This window comes from Citrobacter sp. CK188, assembly GCF_030333525.1.
In the GTDB taxonomy this organism is placed as follows: Bacteria; Pseudomonadota; Gammaproteobacteria; order Enterobacterales; family Enterobacteriaceae; genus Citrobacter_B; species Citrobacter_B koseri.
In genome coordinates this window covers 17,384-32,309 of sequence record NZ_JAOWFU010000036.1, presented here as the reverse complement: position 1 = coordinate 32,309, position 14,926 = coordinate 17,384, and the positions used below count along the sequence as shown (strand labels likewise).

Annotated in this window: 18 protein-coding genes; 3 read left to right on the top strand and 15 right to left on the bottom strand. The window is 54.0% G+C overall.

What is annotated here, in order from left to right; all coding sequences use genetic code 11:
- The first annotated feature begins 44 nt into the window (after positions 1–44).
- Positions 45–1,592 carry a membrane-bound lytic murein transglycosylase MltF gene (gene mltF / locus OGV67_RS17790; protein WP_071258082.1) on the top strand — a complete coding sequence of 516 codons (1,548 nt, stop codon included), beginning with the start codon at positions 45–47 and terminating at the stop codon, positions 1,590–1,592.
- Between the two features lie 36 nt (positions 1,593–1,628).
- Here the strand turns inward: mltF and tadA are convergent, their stop codons facing one another.
- The 3 genes from tadA to murQ form a co-directional block, all read right to left on the bottom strand.
- Positions 1,629–2,171: a tRNA adenosine(34) deaminase TadA gene (gene tadA / locus OGV67_RS17785; protein ID WP_012131222.1), complete on the bottom strand. Its 543-nt coding sequence runs from the start codon at positions 2,169–2,171 to the stop codon at positions 1,629–1,631.
- A gap of 17 nt (positions 2,172–2,188) precedes the next feature.
- Positions 2,189–2,824 carry a phosphatidylglycerophosphatase C gene (gene yfhb, locus OGV67_RS17780; RefSeq protein ID WP_012131221.1) on the bottom strand — a complete coding sequence of 212 codons (636 nt, stop codon included), beginning with the start codon at positions 2,822–2,824 and terminating at the stop codon, positions 2,189–2,191.
- A gap of 106 nt (positions 2,825–2,930) precedes the next feature.
- Positions 2,931–3,824, bottom strand: a complete 894-nt coding sequence (gene murQ / locus OGV67_RS17770; protein ID WP_115614550.1) for an N-acetylmuramic acid 6-phosphate etherase — start codon at positions 3,822–3,824, stop codon at positions 2,931–2,933.
- 115 nt (positions 3,825–3,939) lie between these two features.
- Here murQ and OGV67_RS17765 point away from each other — a divergent pair, with 115 nt between their 5' ends.
- Positions 3,940–4,788: a MurR/RpiR family transcriptional regulator gene (locus tag OGV67_RS17765; protein ID WP_012131219.1), complete on the top strand. Its 849-nt coding sequence runs from the start codon at positions 3,940–3,942 to the stop codon at positions 4,786–4,788.
- A 55-nt stretch (positions 4,789–4,843) separates the two neighbouring features.
- Positions 4,844–5,104, top strand: coding sequence for a 4Fe-4S dicluster ferredoxin YfhL (gene yfhL, locus OGV67_RS17760; RefSeq protein WP_012131218.1), 261 nt, complete (start codon positions 4,844–4,846; stop codon positions 5,102–5,104).
- A gap of 71 nt (positions 5,105–5,175) precedes the next feature.
- On the opposite strand, the gene acpS is transcribed toward yfhL, so the two are convergent.
- The 12 genes from acpS to rseD all read right to left on the bottom strand — a co-directional run bounded on the left by acpS (position 5,176) and on the right by rseD (position 14,765).
- Positions 5,176–5,556, bottom strand: a complete 381-nt coding sequence (gene acpS / locus OGV67_RS17755; protein WP_012131217.1) for a holo-ACP synthase — start codon at positions 5,554–5,556, stop codon at positions 5,176–5,178.
- Positions 5,556–6,287, bottom strand: a complete 732-nt coding sequence (pdxJ, locus tag OGV67_RS17750) for a pyridoxine 5'-phosphate synthase (protein WP_115614549.1) — start codon at positions 6,285–6,287, stop codon at positions 5,556–5,558. The genes acpS and pdxJ overlap by 1 nt, the downstream gene beginning before the upstream one ends.
- A gap of 11 nt (positions 6,288–6,298) precedes the next feature.
- A complete protein-coding gene (recO, locus tag OGV67_RS17745; RefSeq protein WP_024130108.1) occupies positions 6,299–7,036 on the bottom strand; it encodes a DNA repair protein RecO in 738 nt (245 codons plus the stop codon).
- Between the two features lie 11 nt (positions 7,037–7,047).
- On the bottom strand, positions 7,048–7,953 hold the full coding sequence (gene era, locus OGV67_RS17740) for a GTPase Era (protein ID WP_049009470.1): 906 nt from the start codon (positions 7,951–7,953) through the stop codon (positions 7,048–7,050).
- Positions 7,950–8,630 carry a ribonuclease III gene (gene rnc, locus OGV67_RS17735; protein WP_286465833.1) on the bottom strand — a complete coding sequence of 227 codons (681 nt, stop codon included), beginning with the start codon at positions 8,628–8,630 and terminating at the stop codon, positions 7,950–7,952. The genes era and rnc overlap by 4 nt, the downstream gene beginning before the upstream one ends.
- A gap of 221 nt (positions 8,631–8,851) precedes the next feature.
- A complete protein-coding gene (lepB, locus tag OGV67_RS17730; protein WP_012131213.1) occupies positions 8,852–9,826 on the bottom strand; it encodes a signal peptidase I in 975 nt (324 codons plus the stop codon).
- 15 nt (positions 9,827–9,841) lie between these two features.
- Positions 9,842–11,641, bottom strand: a complete 1,800-nt coding sequence (gene lepA / locus OGV67_RS17725; protein WP_047461945.1) for a translation elongation factor 4 — start codon at positions 11,639–11,641, stop codon at positions 9,842–9,844.
- A gap of 282 nt (positions 11,642–11,923) precedes the next feature.
- Entirely contained in the window at positions 11,924–12,403 is a 480-nt protein-coding gene (rseC, locus tag OGV67_RS17720; protein WP_012131211.1) for a SoxR-reducing system protein RseC, read from the bottom strand.
- Positions 12,400–13,356: a sigma-E factor regulatory protein RseB gene (gene rseB / locus OGV67_RS17715; protein ID WP_012131210.1), complete on the bottom strand. Its 957-nt coding sequence runs from the start codon at positions 13,354–13,356 to the stop codon at positions 12,400–12,402. Before rseB ends, rseC begins: the two co-directional genes overlap by 4 nt.
- Positions 13,356–14,006, bottom strand: coding sequence for an anti-sigma-E factor RseA (rseA, locus tag OGV67_RS17710; protein WP_047461936.1), 651 nt, complete (start codon positions 14,004–14,006; stop codon positions 13,356–13,358). The genes rseB and rseA overlap by 1 nt, the downstream gene beginning before the upstream one ends.
- Positions 14,007–14,037: 31 nt before the next feature.
- Positions 14,038–14,613, bottom strand: a complete 576-nt coding sequence (rpoE, locus tag OGV67_RS17705) for an RNA polymerase sigma factor RpoE (protein WP_006176728.1) — start codon at positions 14,611–14,613, stop codon at positions 14,038–14,040.
- Positions 14,610–14,765 carry a rpoE leader peptide RseD gene (rseD, locus tag OGV67_RS17700; protein WP_123907454.1) on the bottom strand — a complete coding sequence of 52 codons (156 nt, stop codon included), beginning with the start codon at positions 14,763–14,765 and terminating at the stop codon, positions 14,610–14,612. The genes rpoE and rseD overlap by 4 nt, the downstream gene beginning before the upstream one ends.
- Positions 14,766–14,926 lie beyond the last annotated feature (161 nt).

Genomic DNA, 14,926 nt, shown 5'->3' with positions numbered 1-14,926 from the left:
ACATTAGCAGGCTGAGATTACGCACGATTCAGAGAATTAACTAATTGAAAAAATTAAAGATTAATTATCTGTTCATCGGCATATTGACTCTGCTGCTGGCAGCGGCCCTCTGGCCATCAATCCCCTGGTTCGGCAAAGCCGACAATCGTATCGCCGCGATCCAATCGCGGGGAGAGTTACGCGTCTCGACAATAGAGTCGCCGCTGACCTACGCCCGCATTAACGGAAAAAAGTACGGTCTGGATTACGAACTGGCGCAGCAGTTCGCCAGCTATCTTGGCGTAAAGCTGAAAATTACCGTACGCCAGAATATCAGCCAGCTATTTGACGATTTAGATAATGGCAACGCCGATCTGCTGGCGGCAGGACTGGTTTACAACAGCGAGCGCGTGAAGAATTATCAACCCGGCCCGACCTACTATTCCGTTTCGCAACAGCTGGTTTACCGGGTAGGACAATACCGGCCTCGCACGCTGGCCACGGTGAATGAAAGCCAGCTCTCTATCGCGCCTGGGCATGTCGTGGTGAATGACTTGCAGGCGCTGAAAGAGACAAAATTTCCCGATCTGAGCTGGAAAGTCGATGACAAAAAAGGGACGGCGGCGCTGCTCAGCGAAGTCATCAGCGGCAATCTGGACTATACCATTGCCGATTCTGTCGCGATCAGCCTGTTCCAGCGCGTACATCCTGAACTGGCCGTCGCGCTGGATGTCACCGATGAGCAGCCTGTCACCTGGTTTAGCCAACTGGACGATGACAACACGCTTTCCGCTGCGCTGCTCGATTTCTTCAACGCTATTAATGAAGACGGCTCACTGGCGCGTATGGAAGAGAAGTATCTGGGGCACGGCGACGATTTTGATTATGTCGATACCCGCACCTTCCTGCGGGCCGTGGACGGCGTACTGCCCGATCTCCAGCCATTGTTTGAAAAATACGCGCAGGAGATAGACTGGCGCCTGCTGGCCGCAATTTCCTATCAGGAGTCACACTGGGACCCGCTGGCCACCTCCCCGACGGGCGTTCGCGGTCTGATGATGCTCACCAAAAACACCGCGCAAAGTCTGGGGCTGACGGATCGTACCGATGCGGAACAGAGCATCAGCGGCGGTGTGCGTTATATCCAGGATATGATGGGTAAAGTGCCTGAAACCGTGCCGGAAGAGGAGCGTATCTGGTTTGCGCTCGCCGCCTATAACATGGGTTATGCACATATGCTTGACGCCCGTGCGTTGACGGTCAAGACCAGGGGCAACCCGGATAGCTGGGCCGATGTAAAACAACGGCTGCCGCTGCTCAGCCAGAAACAATATTACAGCAAGCTGACGTACGGCTATGCGCGCGGGCATGAAGCCTACGCTTATGTGGAAAATATTCGGAAGTATCAGATTAGCCTGGTCGGCTATCTGCAAGAAAAAGAGAAGCAGACGGCAGAAGCGATAAAGCTGGCGCAGGATTACCCGGCAGTGTCTCCGGCCGAGTTTGACACGGAGACATTTCCTTTCTCTTCTTTCTTATCGCAGCCGTCATCGAACTACCTGTCACACTCTCCTTCTTTGCCGTTTTCACTGAAGAAGAAAGACGAAAACTAATCTCACAGGGCTGGACGCTTTCACGCCCTGGCCGCCCTACAACGATTCTTGCGAAGATTTTTTTAGCGCTTTGATCTCCTGGCGACGCATGCGGAAGAAATCACTGAGCAGCGCTGCGCACTCATCGCGTAACACACCTTCGGTGATCTCTACGCGGTGGTTCATGCCCGGATGATGCAATACGTCCATCAGCGACCCTGCCGCGCCGGTTTTCGCGTCGCGAGCGCCAAATACCACCCGACCAATGCGGCTGTGTACCATTGCTCCCGCGCACATCACGCACGGCTCCAGCGTCACGTAAAGCGTGGTATCCAGCAAACGGTAGTTCTGAAGCACCAGCCCGCCCTGACGTAGCGCCATGATTTCAGCGTGCGCAGTGGGATCATGATGACCTATCGGGCGGTTCCAGCCTTCGCCAATGACGCGATTGTTATGCACCAATACCGCGCCAACCGGCACTTCACGCTCATCCCAGGCGCGTTTCGCCAGCGTCAACGCATGACGCATCCAGTATTCGTGGCTAAATTCAACATCAGACAAAGGAGACACTCCGGTAATAAAAGCGGGCGCATTATACATGGGCGCTATCGTTAACTCTATTCGAGTTGCTGGAGCTCCCCTCGCGGCGTGACGCGCCAGCGATGCTGGCAAAAATAGAGAAGCGGGTTATCCTGCTTACTGTCGCTGTAGCCGCTGTACAGACGTAACGGCGCACCAATCTGGCGTTCCAGTTGGGCGACCTTCTCGTGCCCCAGACAGCGCATAGTCAGCAGCCAGCCGCCGTAGCCACGCCGCATCTGGCTGGCGATCAGGTTCACGCGTGGCAGCCAGAGCGTATCGAAATAGACCTGTTCCACCAGCGATTGCGGAGAGCCGGTAATCAGCCAGATATCAGCGTCAGAGCTTAACAGATAGGTCGTCAGGCGCTCCTGAACAACCGGAAACGCCGTGACGTTATCGCGAAACCAGCGAACGAAATCCGCCTGATGCGCCTTGAGCCGCGCTTCACTGTGACCGAAGGTACAACCCCATAACAGCAGGCTCATCGGCCAACGCGCCGCCCGACCTTTAATCAACAAGCCAATCCCAATAACCGGCAATAACGGCAGCACGAGCAACGCATTCAGCGGCTGGCGACGCAACAGATAACGCAGGAAACTGCCAAACATATCCTGCTGGTGCAACGTACCGTCCAAATCAAAAAATACGACACGACGCTCGTGATTAACCAAACCCTACTCCTCTGGATTGTTGAAGCCCAATAGCCGGGTTAACCGCAACCCGGCGATAATCGTTACCAGATAGACTAACAGATAGAACCTCAATTTTCCGGTAACGTTAGCGTTCTAACGCCGCCCGTAGAAATCCCTGGTGAGCGGACAATTTCGCCCTTGCGTCTTCGGCATTCAGCCCGGTAAGCGCCATCAGAATGGCCGGTTTAACCTCAAAATCTGTCTGCTTAAGCAACGCTTCGGCCTCTTCACGCATAATCCCGGTAGCCTCAACCACCATCCGGCACGCTCTGTCGACGAGCTTAACGTTGGTGGCTTTCATGTCCACCATCAGGTTCTGGTACACCTTGCCGAACTTCACCATCGCCCCGGTGGAGATCATATTGAGCACCAGTTTTTGCGCAGTACCGGATTTCAGTCGCGTCGAACCGGTTAGCGCCTCCGGCCCAACGACCGGCGAAATGGCGATGTCAGCTTCATGCGCGATGGGAGAATCGGGATTACAGGAGATAGCCACCGTGACGCAGCCCACCTGACGCGCGTATTTCAACCCGCCAATGACGTACGGCGTACGACCGGACGCCGCCAGCCCGACAACCAGATCCTGCGCGGTCACGTTAAGCGCCAGGAGATCGTCCTCCCCTAACTGCTGACTGTCTTCCGCGCCTTCCACCGCTTTCAGCAGCGCGCCAGGCCCGCCGGCAATCAGCCCGATCACCAGCCCGTGCGGTACGCCAAACGTTGGTGGGCATTCGGAGGCGTCCAGAACGCCAAGGCGTCCGCTGGTGCCTGCGCCCATATAAATAATGCGCCCTCCCGCCTTTAAGGCGTCGGCGGCGGCATCTACCGCGCGGGCAACGTCTGGCAGCGTCTCTTTTACTGCTTGCGCTACAAGCGTATCCTGTTGATTAAAACGATGAACCAGCTCAAGCGTAGGGAGTGCGTCAAGATCCATAGTCTGTGGATTGCGGGTTTCTGAAACTAACGAGCCGAGATTCATTTTTGTTCCTTAGGAATTTTTAATTCATAATAACTATAATAATGGAATATTATATTCTTTCGGGCGAGGGAAAATCTTTTTATGATCCCCGTCATGTTTTTCGCCAGGAGTCCTCATGAACTGTTTGATTCGTATACGTCAGCGTTATCCGGACCTCGCACAAAGCGATAAAAAGCTTGCTGATTATATTCTTGCTCAGCCGGATGATACACGGCATCTCAGCTCACAACAGCTTGCCGTTGAGGCGGGCGTCAGTCAGTCCAGCGTGGTGAAATTCGCGCAGAAACTGGGCTTCAAAGGCTTTCCGGCACTGAAGCTGGCGATCAGCGAAGCGCTGGCCAGCAATCCAAATCCTCACTCTATTCCGGTACATAATCAGATCCGGGGCGACGATCCGATGCGGCTTGTCGGCGAAAAATTGATCGAGGAAAATGTCGCCGCAATGCACGCAACGCTCGATGTTAACAGCGAAGAGAAATTGTTCGAAAGCGTCATGATGCTGCGCAATGCCCGGCGTGTTGTCATAACCGGTATTGGCACATCGGGCCTGGTGGCGCAGAACTTCGCCTGGAAGCTGATGAAGATAGGATTCAATGTCGTCGCCGAACACGATATGCATGCGCTGTTAGCCACCGTGCAGGCGCTGGCGCCGGACGATCTCCTGCTGGCTATCTCCTATAGCGGCGAGCGCAGAGAGTTGAATATGGCGGCGGATGAAACGTTGCGGGTAGGAGGAAAGGTTCTGGCGATCACCGGCTTTACACCGAATGCCCTGCAACAACGCGCCACCCGTTGCCTGTATACGATCGCCGAAGAGCAGGCCACGCGCAGCGCCGCAATCTCCTCTACGCATGCGCAGACGATGTTGACGGATTTGCTCTTTATGGCGCTGGTACAGCAGGATTTGGGGCGCGCGCCAGAGCGTATTCGCCACAGTGAGGCCCTGGTAAAAAAACTGGTCTGAGCAAAGAATGCGCGTATAATGCCCGCCCGGTTTGTGATGTTTTGAGAGTTTCCTGATGGCCCTGTTAATCACTAAAAAGTGTATCAATTGCGATATGTGCGAGCCTGAATGCCCGAATGAGGCGATTTCAATGGGCGACAGCATTTACGAGATTAACAGCGACAAGTGCACCGAATGCGTGGGCCATTACGAAACGCCGACCTGCCAGAAGGTGTGCCCGATCCCCAATACCATTCTCAAAGACCCGGCGCATGTCGAAACGGAAGAACAGCTGTGGGATAAGTTTGTTCTGATGCATCACGCGGATAAGCTGTAACCCTCCCTGATGGGATGACGCCAGGCCGGATGGCGGCGTAAACGCCTTATCCGGCCTACAAAGACCCGAATCTAGCTTTCGATGATCACCGTCGCACAGGCGTAATGACGTTCATCCGCTAATGTCACATGCATATGCGCCACGCCCAGCCTCTCCGCCAGTTTCAACGCCTCGCCCCACAAACGCAAACGCGGTTTACCCAGCTCATCGTTAAACACTTCAAACTGATTGAACGCCAGCCCGTTGCGAATGCCGGTGCCGAACGCTTTTGCCGCCGCCTCTTTTACCGCAAAACGCTTGGCGAGAAAACGCACCGGTTGCTGATGCGTCTCCCAGATAGCCCATTCGTTGTCGCTAAGCACGCGTCTTGCCAGGCGCTCTCCAGAACGGGAGATCACCGCCTCAATGCGGGCGATCTCCACAATATCCGTGCCTAACCCCAGAATCGCCATTAGCCGCGCGCTTCCAGCATCAGGCGTTTCATCTCGGAGACCGCCTCTTTCAGGCCGCTCATGACCGCCCGCCCAATAATGGCATGACCGATGTTCAGTTCATGCATTTCCGGCAGTGCGGCAATGGCCTGCACATTGTGATAGGTCAGGCCATGACCGGCGTTCACTTTCAGCCCCAGGCTTGCCGCAAACGTCGCCGCTTTGGCGATGCGCGCCAGTTCCTGCGCTTGCTCAGCATCCGTTTTAGCATCCGCATAACAACCGGAGTGGATTTCAATGTACGGTGCGCCAACGTCCGCAGCGGCTTTAATCTGTTCTTCATCGGCATCAATGAACAGCGATACCAGAATGCCTGCATCTGCCAGCCGTTTGCAGGCATCACGCATTTTGTCACGCTGACCCGCGACGTCCAGCCCGCCTTCGGTGGTCACTTCCTGACGTTTTTCCGGCACCAGGCAGCAAAAATGCGGCTTCGTCTCAACGGCAATCGCCAGCATCTCTTCAGTCACCGCCATTTCCAGATTCATACGCGTATCCAGCGTCTGGCGCAAAATGCGTACATCACGGTCGGTAATATGGCGACGATCCTCGCGCAGGTGTACGGTTATACCATCCGCCCCCGCCTGCTCGGCGATAAACGCCGCCTGTACCGGGTCGGGGTAAGCAGTACCACGCGCATTACGTAAAGTGGCAATATGGTCAATGTTGACGCCTAACAGTAATTCAGCCATGACAATCCTCGTTAATCATTATTCGTATTTTCTGCCCGCCCTGGCCGTTTCGGCATAAATTGTCGAAACAGTTCCCGGCTTTTTAACGGCTTACCACCAAGATACGGCTTTAGCGCCATGCGGGTAAAGCGTTTCGCCGCGCGCAACGTATCAACATCAGGAAATTCTCGTGCATCCAGCGCTTTCAGATGCCGCCCGGTAAAGGTGCTGTTATCAATGACCACGCTGGCCATGAATCCCTTCTCTTCGCGATAGCGGTAGGTCATGGTGTCATCGACCGTCTCGCCGCTCCCTGCGCAATGCAGAAAATCCACGCCGTAGCCCAGATGTCCCAGCAGGGCGAGCTCGAAACGGCGAAGCGCAGGTTCGGGCGAACCGGTCGCGCCAGCCAGCGACTGAATACAGTTCAGGTAATCAAAAAAGAGTTCAGAGAAGCGCGTTTCGTATTCCAGAACGCGGGAAAGCAGTTCGTTGATGTACAAACCGCTATAAAGCGTGATACCGCTTAAGGGGAGCGCCAGAGAGACCGCTTCAGCGCTGCGTAAGGTTTTCACCTCGCCGCGCCCGCCAAAGCGGAGCAACAGTGGCGTAAAAGGTTGTAATGCGCCTTTCAGACTGGAACGTTTAGAGCGTGCGCCTTTGGCAACCAGACGCACGCGTCCCGACTCTTCCGTGAAGACGTCCAGCATCAGGCTGGTTTCGCTCCAGGGGCGACTATGCAGGACGAAAGCTCTCTGCCAGCCTTCCACGTAGTGCTAACTCAGAGGTCGTCTACATAACCGAGACTGCGCAGCGCACGCTCGTCATCGGCCCAGCCGGATTTCACTTTCACCCACAGTTCCAGGTGTACCGGCGCTTCGAACATTTCCTGCATGTCTTTTCGCGCTTCGATACCGATGGTCTTGATTTTGGCCCCTTTGTTGCCAATGACCATCTTCTTCTGCCCTTCGCGCTCAACGAGGATCAGGCCGTTAATATCGTAACCGCCGCGTTCGTTAGAAATGAAACGTTCAATCTCAACGGTTACGGAATACGGCAGTTCGGCACCGAGGAAACGCATCAGTTTTTCACGGATGATTTCAGACGCCATAAAGCGCTGTGAACGATCGGTGATGTAATCTTCCGGGAAGTGATGAGTCGCTTCTGGCAGGTGCTTACGCACGATACCAGCGATGGTATCCACGTTCATGCCAGTTTCCGCAGAAACTGGCACGATATCGAGGAAGTTCATCTGGCTTGCCAGGAATTGCAGATGCGGCAGCAGATCGGCTTTTTCCTGTACGTTATCCACTTTGTTAACGGCCAGAATGACCGGCGCTTTACCGTCGCGCAGTTTATTCAGCACCATCTCGTCGTCCGGCGTCCAGCGGGTGCCTTCCACGACAAAAATGACCAGCTCAACGTCGCCAATCGAGCTGCTTGCCGCCTTGTTCATCAGGCGGTTGATGGCGCGTTTTTCTTCCATATGCAGCCCCGGCGTATCAACATAGATAGCCTGGTACGCCCCTTCGGTATGGATACCGACGATACGGTGACGCGTGGTCTGTGCTTTACGGGACGTGATCGAGATCTTCTGTCCGAGCAGCTTGTTCAACAGGGTGGATTTGCCTACGTTCGGACGTCCGACGATGGCAATAAATCCGCAATAGCTTTTATCTTCGCTCATTCCAGCTCCAGTTTTTTCAGCGCCTGTTCGGCGGCAGCCTGCTCCGCCTTACGACGGCTCGAACCCGTGCCAACCACCGGTTCACTCAGGCCGCTGACCTGGCAGTGGATAGTAAATTCCTGATCGTGTGCTTCGCCGCGCACCTGCACCACCAGATAAGACGGCAGCGGGAGATGACGACCCTGCAAATATTCCTGCAAACGCGTTTTCGGATCTTTTTGTTTATCGCCCGGGCTGATTTCATTCAGGCGCGTTTGATACCAGTTAAGGATCAACTTCTCGACGGTTTGAATATCGCTGTCGAGAAAAACGCCGCCGATTAACGCTTCTACGATATCCGCCAGAATAGATTCACGACGGTAGCCGCCGCTTTTCAGTTCACCTGGCCCTAAACGTAAGCATTCACCCAGATCAAATTCACGGGCCAATTCCGCCAGCGTATTGCCGCGCACCAGCGTGGCGCGCATACGGCTCATATCACCTTCGTCCACACGCGGGAAGCGGTGATAAAGCGCGTTGGCGATAACAAAGCTCAAAATCGAGTCGCCTAAAAATTCTAAACGCTCATTGTGTTTACTGCTGGCGCTGCGGTGGGTTAATGCCTGCTGCAACAGCTCCTGATGAGTAAAAGTGTAGCCCAGCTTCCGTTGAAGCCGATTAATTACGATGGGGTTCATGCGATACCAATAAATGAATGCGTCAACAATTCAGCACACGAAACAGACCTGAGGAAACCAACGCTGTTTAGTGTGCCGTGGCAACCTGACGGCGCCAACCTAAAACTTCGGGGGAATATTCTATACACAACGACAGGGGATGTCGTTAGTCTGCGGAGATTTATCCAATAAATAATTCATGTTGTCGCCGCAATGACGACAACATGAACGATTATCAGAAATTAATGGATCCCACCAATACGGCTTAAGCGTACGCCGGTCGGCCATTCACCTTCCTGTTTGTCGAAACTCATCCAGATCGCGGTCGCTTTACCAACCAGATTCGCTTCCGGTACAAATCCCCAGTAACGGCTGTCCGCGCTGTTATCGCGGTTATCACCCATCATGAAGTATTGTCCTGGCGGTACGATCCAGGTCGCCAGTTGCTGCCCCGGCTGACGGTAATACATCCCCGCCTGATCCTGTGCGATCGGTACGGTCAGAATACGGTGGGTTACGTCGCCCAGCGTCTCTTTACGCTCCGCCAGACGAATGCCGTTATCTTTCGTTTCGTTTAATGGCACTTCGAAGAACCCACTGCTGGCTTCTCCCCCATTACGGCGGGCAAAGGTCTGCACGAAATCGCTGGGCTGAACGTCGGAGTAAGTCACCGGCAGCGCGTTTTCACATGCCTGACCGGAACGGCACCCTGGCTGTACAGTAACCTCTTTGGCTACCGGATCGTACGTCACTTTGTCACCCGGCAGGCCGACAGCGCGTTTAATGTAGTCCAGGCGCGGATCTTCCGGGTATTTAAAGACCACGATATCACCGCGTTTCGGATGACCCGTTTCAATCAACGTTTTCTGGTAAATCGGATCTTTAATTCCATAGGCGAATTTCTCCACCAGAATAAAGTCACCGATTAACAGCGTCGGCATCATCGAACCCGACGGGATCTGGAAAGGTTCATAAATAAATGAACGCACCACCAGCACAATCGCCAGTACCGGAAAAACCGAAGCCCCTGTTTCCAGCCAGCCCGGCTTAGGCGCCACTTTTTTCAACGTGGCTTTATCCAGTGAATCACCCGCAGCGGCCTGTGCCGCTGCCTGACGTTCCCGACGTTTTGGCGCGAAGATAAATTTATCAACGCACCATAAAATGCCCGTCACCAGTGTGGCAATCACCAGAATCAGGGCAAACATATTCGCCATGCCAACTCCTTAGGATTATTTGCTGTCTTTACCGACATGCAGAATGGCGAGGAACGCTTCCTGAGGCAGTTCGACGTTACCGATCTGCTTCATTCGCTTCTTACCTTCTTTCTGTTTCTGTAGCAGCTTTTTCTTACGGCTGATATCACCGCCGTAACACTTGGCCAGAACGTTTTTACGCAACTGCTTCACGGTAGAACGCGCAATAATATGCGTGCCAATCGCTGCCTGAATCGCAATGTCGAACTGCTGACGAGGGATCAGCTCTTTCATCTTCTCCACCAGCTCACGACCACGGCTCTGCGAATTACCACGGTGAGTGATCAGCGCCAGCGCATCGACACGTTCGTTGTTGATCAGCACGTCGACGCGCACCATGTCGGACGCCTGGAAGCGCTTGAAGTTATAATCCAGCGACGCATAACCACGAGACGTTGATTTCAGGCGGTCGAAGAAATCGAGCACCACTTCCGCCATCGGGATTTCATAAGTCAGCGCCACCTGGTTACCGTGGTACACCATGTTGGTCTGGACGCCGCGCTTCTCGACACACAGCGTAATGACGTTGCCCAGGTATGCCTGAGGCAGCAGCATGTGACACTCGGCAATCGGCTCGCGCAGTTCATAGATGTTATTCAGCGGCGGCAGCTTGGACGGGCTATCGACATAGATAATTTCTTTCGCCGTGGTTTCCACTTCGTACACAACGGTCGGCGCGGTGGTGATCAGGTCCAGATCGTATTCACGTTCCAGACGCTCCTGAATGATCTCCATGTGCAGCAGACCCAGGAAGCCACAGCGGAAGCCGAAGCCCAGCGCGGTTGAACTTTCCGGCTCGTAGAACAGAGAGGCATCGTTCAGGCTCAGCTTGCCGAGCGCATCCCTGAAGTTCTCATAGTCATCAGAACTCACCGGGAACAGACCGGCGTATACCTGCGGCTTCACTTTTTTGAAGCCCGGCAGCGCTTTCTCTGCCGGGTTACGCGCCAGCGTTAATGTATCGCCAACCGGGGCGCCATGAATGTCTTTAATTGCGCAAACCAGCCAGCCTACCTCGCCGCACTTCAGTTCGGTACGGTCAATCTGCTTCGGCGTGAAGATCCCCAGACGGTCAGCGTTATAAACCTGCCCGGTGCTCATCACTTTGACTTTGTCGCCTTTACGCATGGTGCCGTTTTTAATACGCACCAGCGACACTACGCCGAGGTAGTTATCGAACCAGGAGTCGATAATCAGCGCTTGCAGCGGGCCTTCTGGATCGCCTTCCGGCGGCGGGATATCGCGCACCAGACGTTCCAGCACATCCTGTACGCCTACGCCGGTTTTTGCCGAGCAGCGAACGGCATCGGTCGCATCAATGCCGACAATGTCTTCGATCTCTTCAGCCACACGCTCAGGATCGGCGGCTGGCAGGTCAATCTTGTTCAGAACCGGCACCACTTCGAGATCCATTTCCATCGCGGTATAGCAGTTCGCCAACGTTTGCGCTTCGACGCCCTGCCCGGCGTCAACCACCAGTAGTGCGCCTTCACACGCAGCCAGTGAGCGGGAAACTTCATATGAGAAGTCAACGTGGCCTGGGGTGTCGATAAAGTTCAGTTGATAGGTTTCACCATCAGCCGCTTTGTAATCCAGCGTCACGCTTTGCGCTTTGATAGTAATACCGCGCTCACGCTCAAGATCCATTGAGTCGAGAACCTGCGCTTCCATTTCACGGTCAGACAGGCCACCGCAGATCTGGATAATGCGGTCAGACAGCGTCGATTTACCGTGGTCGATATGAGCAATGATCGAAAAGTTACGTATGTTCTTCATATAGAGTAATTATTGTGCCTTACGCCTGCCTGAGCAGGCTCTTAGAAGTCGCTGTTCTGAGCTTAACGTCTGTTTAACTGAAACGCCGCATTCTACACTACAACACTGAGGCGAGGAAATGTTCATACAGCAAGGATAGCGGGAACCGGAAACGGCATCGCTTTTCTAATGTAAAACGTCGTAAGGGAAGCATGATGCCCGATAGCGCGAGCTTATCGGGCCTGGAGAGTCTGCTTATCGTTCCCAGGCCGGATCAGGCGAAGCCGCCATCCGGCAAAAATATCACGGGTTCGTTTCGGAAGATGGTGTTTCAACGCGAACCAGACCGGGAGGAAGAGCAACGTTAAGAATGACCGGCTGCCAGGCCTCGCGTTCAGCCAGTTTACGCGAGTAGCCGCGCGCAATCAGAAAACCCCCGACGCCGCCCAGCACCGCGCCGCTCAACGCGGCAATATCAGAACCAAACAGTACCTGGAACAACGCCGCGAAGATAAACAGCCCAACCAGCGGCGACAGGTAAACCAGCATTGCTGACCCCAGCAGGCTGCCTTCGGCAATGCCCAGTTCCACTTTTTGACCAGGCGCCAGCGGTTCGGCACTTGGCACCACAATAGTATGTGTGGTCTGCGGCCCAAGTTTATTCAGCACACGACTGCCGCATCCGGCCCGTGAGGCGCAACTGCTGCACGATGCTTTGACGTCGCAGCTCACCAGTGCCTGGCCATTTTGCCAGGAGACAACGGTCGCCCACTCTTTAATCATTGTGCCGCCCCGAACTTAATATTGTCCGCAATGCGTTTCGCGGTTTGCGGCGGAAGTTCGCCGACAATCGTAATTTCAGCGTTTTCACGTACGCTGGTGCTGACCGTTCTGCGCCCGGTTCGCAGCATCTGATCGGTGCTGTTCTGCGTCGCACGATTCACGTTCACAGAGAAACTGAACAGGCCGTCAGAATAGAGGCGTGACTCGATAGGCAGATTATCCATTGTAGGCAGCGGGCGTCGGCTGCTGGAGACTTCGCTAAACCCTTGCGGCAACCACGTCGGGCTCCAGTTAAACTTCGCCTTTTCCCCCACAGGAACAGAGAGCAATGGCGGCAAATTCGCTTTTGCCAGCATCTGCATGCTATTACCGACGTCCTGATTCACGGCGAAGGAAATCACGCGGAACTGCTCCAGCGTTTCACCATCCCGATCAAGGAGATCCACCCGCATCGGCAGCTTTGTTTCGGTATCCAGCCATACGATATAGCTGTAACGGGTGCCGTCGCGCGCGACAACACGAATGACTTCACACAGCCTGTCGGCAATGCGGGTGCGGCCTACGGAAATAAAGTCATACCAGGGAGAAAGACGTTTAAAGTCGGCATAGATAAGGGACGGCAGAGAATCGACAATATAGTCGCCGTTCAGGGTGAACGGTTCGAGCCCAGGTTCGAAGTAGCTGATTTCGTTACCACGCTGCACCACTTCCCGGCGCGGGCCATCCATTTGCAACAGTTGTGCAAGAGGACGATTGTCCAGGCGTGCATGTCGATAACGCAGAGACTCAACGCCTTGTTTATTGATGCTGACGAATGACAGCTCGTAATTCAGTGACTGGCTGGCCAGATTCATCTGCTGCAATAACGCCCCGGACGCAGTATTGGCCGAGGCGTTAACAGAGAAGAACAGGCTACCCGCCACAAGTGACATGGCAAACCAAAGTTGCTTCATTACTGCGATTGCGTTCCTAAAGTTTGAATTCCTGGCACCTGTACAGCGGCTTGCTGTGTTTGCGCCTGCTCAAACTGAAGCTGTTCGGAGTGCAGTCGGCGTTGCAGTTCGTAATCCTGCAACATGGCATTAATGCGACGACGCTGCTCCTGCACCTGCTGTTGCTGACCGCCGTTAGCCGTCGCGTCAGAAGGTACTCCCAGGCTCACCGGACTGGCTTTGCCCATCATCGGTAATGTATTGAATACCGGCGTTTCGGGCTGCTGGGACGTTTCAGATTGTCCATTATAGTGCTGGACGCCAACAATAACTGCAAGTGATACGCATGCAGCCACACCCATTTGAGTGAGCTGCGCCGCCCACGGACGCATTTTCTGCCAGAATGGCATTTTCTGCCACTGGTGCGGTGCGGGCTGTGCCTCAGGAATCAGCGGCGCCGTCTGGCGTACCGGCTCATTTTCGATGGCGGCCATTACGCGGGCGGAAATATCGAAATGGAGAACGTCAGCGGTATCACCCCGCATGGAATCGCGGATCAGGTGATAACTCTCCCATGTTTTTTGCATTTCCGGGTCGTGAGCCAGTTCTTTCAGCAGCTCACTGTCCAGCGTTTCGCCATCCATTAAAGCGGAAAGTTTTTCTTTCTGCATGCCTAATACCTTTTCCAGTATCCCGCTATCGTCAACGCCTGATAAGCGGTTGAACTTTATTATCAATAGCTTCCCGCGCACGGAAGATACGTGAACGCACCGTACCCACCGGACAATCCATGATAGCGGCTATCTCTTCATAGCTCAGGCCATCCAGCTCCCGCAAGGTTATTGCCATGCGTAAATCCTCGGGGAGGGACTCAATAGTTCGGAAAACTATCTGTCTCAGCTCTTCTGACAACATTAAGTTCTCAGGGTTCGAAATTTCTTTCAATGCGCCGCCACTTTCGAAGTTTTCTGCGTCAATCGCATCAACATCGCTGGAAGGCGGCCTGCGTCCCTGAGCAACCAGGTAATTCTTCGCCGTATTGACGGCAATACGGTACAACCAGGTATAAAAAGCGCTATCCCCCCGGAAAGAATCCAGCGCGCGATAGGCCTTAATAAATGACTCTTGCACCACATCGGGAACATCGCCCGACGGTACATAGCGGGAAACCAGGCTCGCCACTTTATGCTGGTAGCGCACTACCAGTAAGTTAAAGGCTTTCTGATCTCCCTTCTGGACCCGTTCAACCAGGACCTGGTCCGTTAACTGCTCGCTCATCCGAGGTAAAGTCTCCCCAAACCAAATTTCCACGCGCTCTCGAAACGCCACTCCATAAACTGCACTATGAGCAAGCAACAGCTTAGAGTGTCTCTTTTTCGTAAAGTTCCGTTACGCATCTGTTTTTGTTTGTCATGTTGTAGACAGATCATTATCTCTCATTATAAGTCTACAGAGTCTGAACAACGCACTATCTGTATAGAAATGCCCTTTTAGCCGCTTGAAGAGTAACCCAACAGCCACTTTATTTCATCACATAATCTGGCGCTAACGGCCTGCTTCGCAAAATATTTTCTTTGTTTTACTTCCCCTT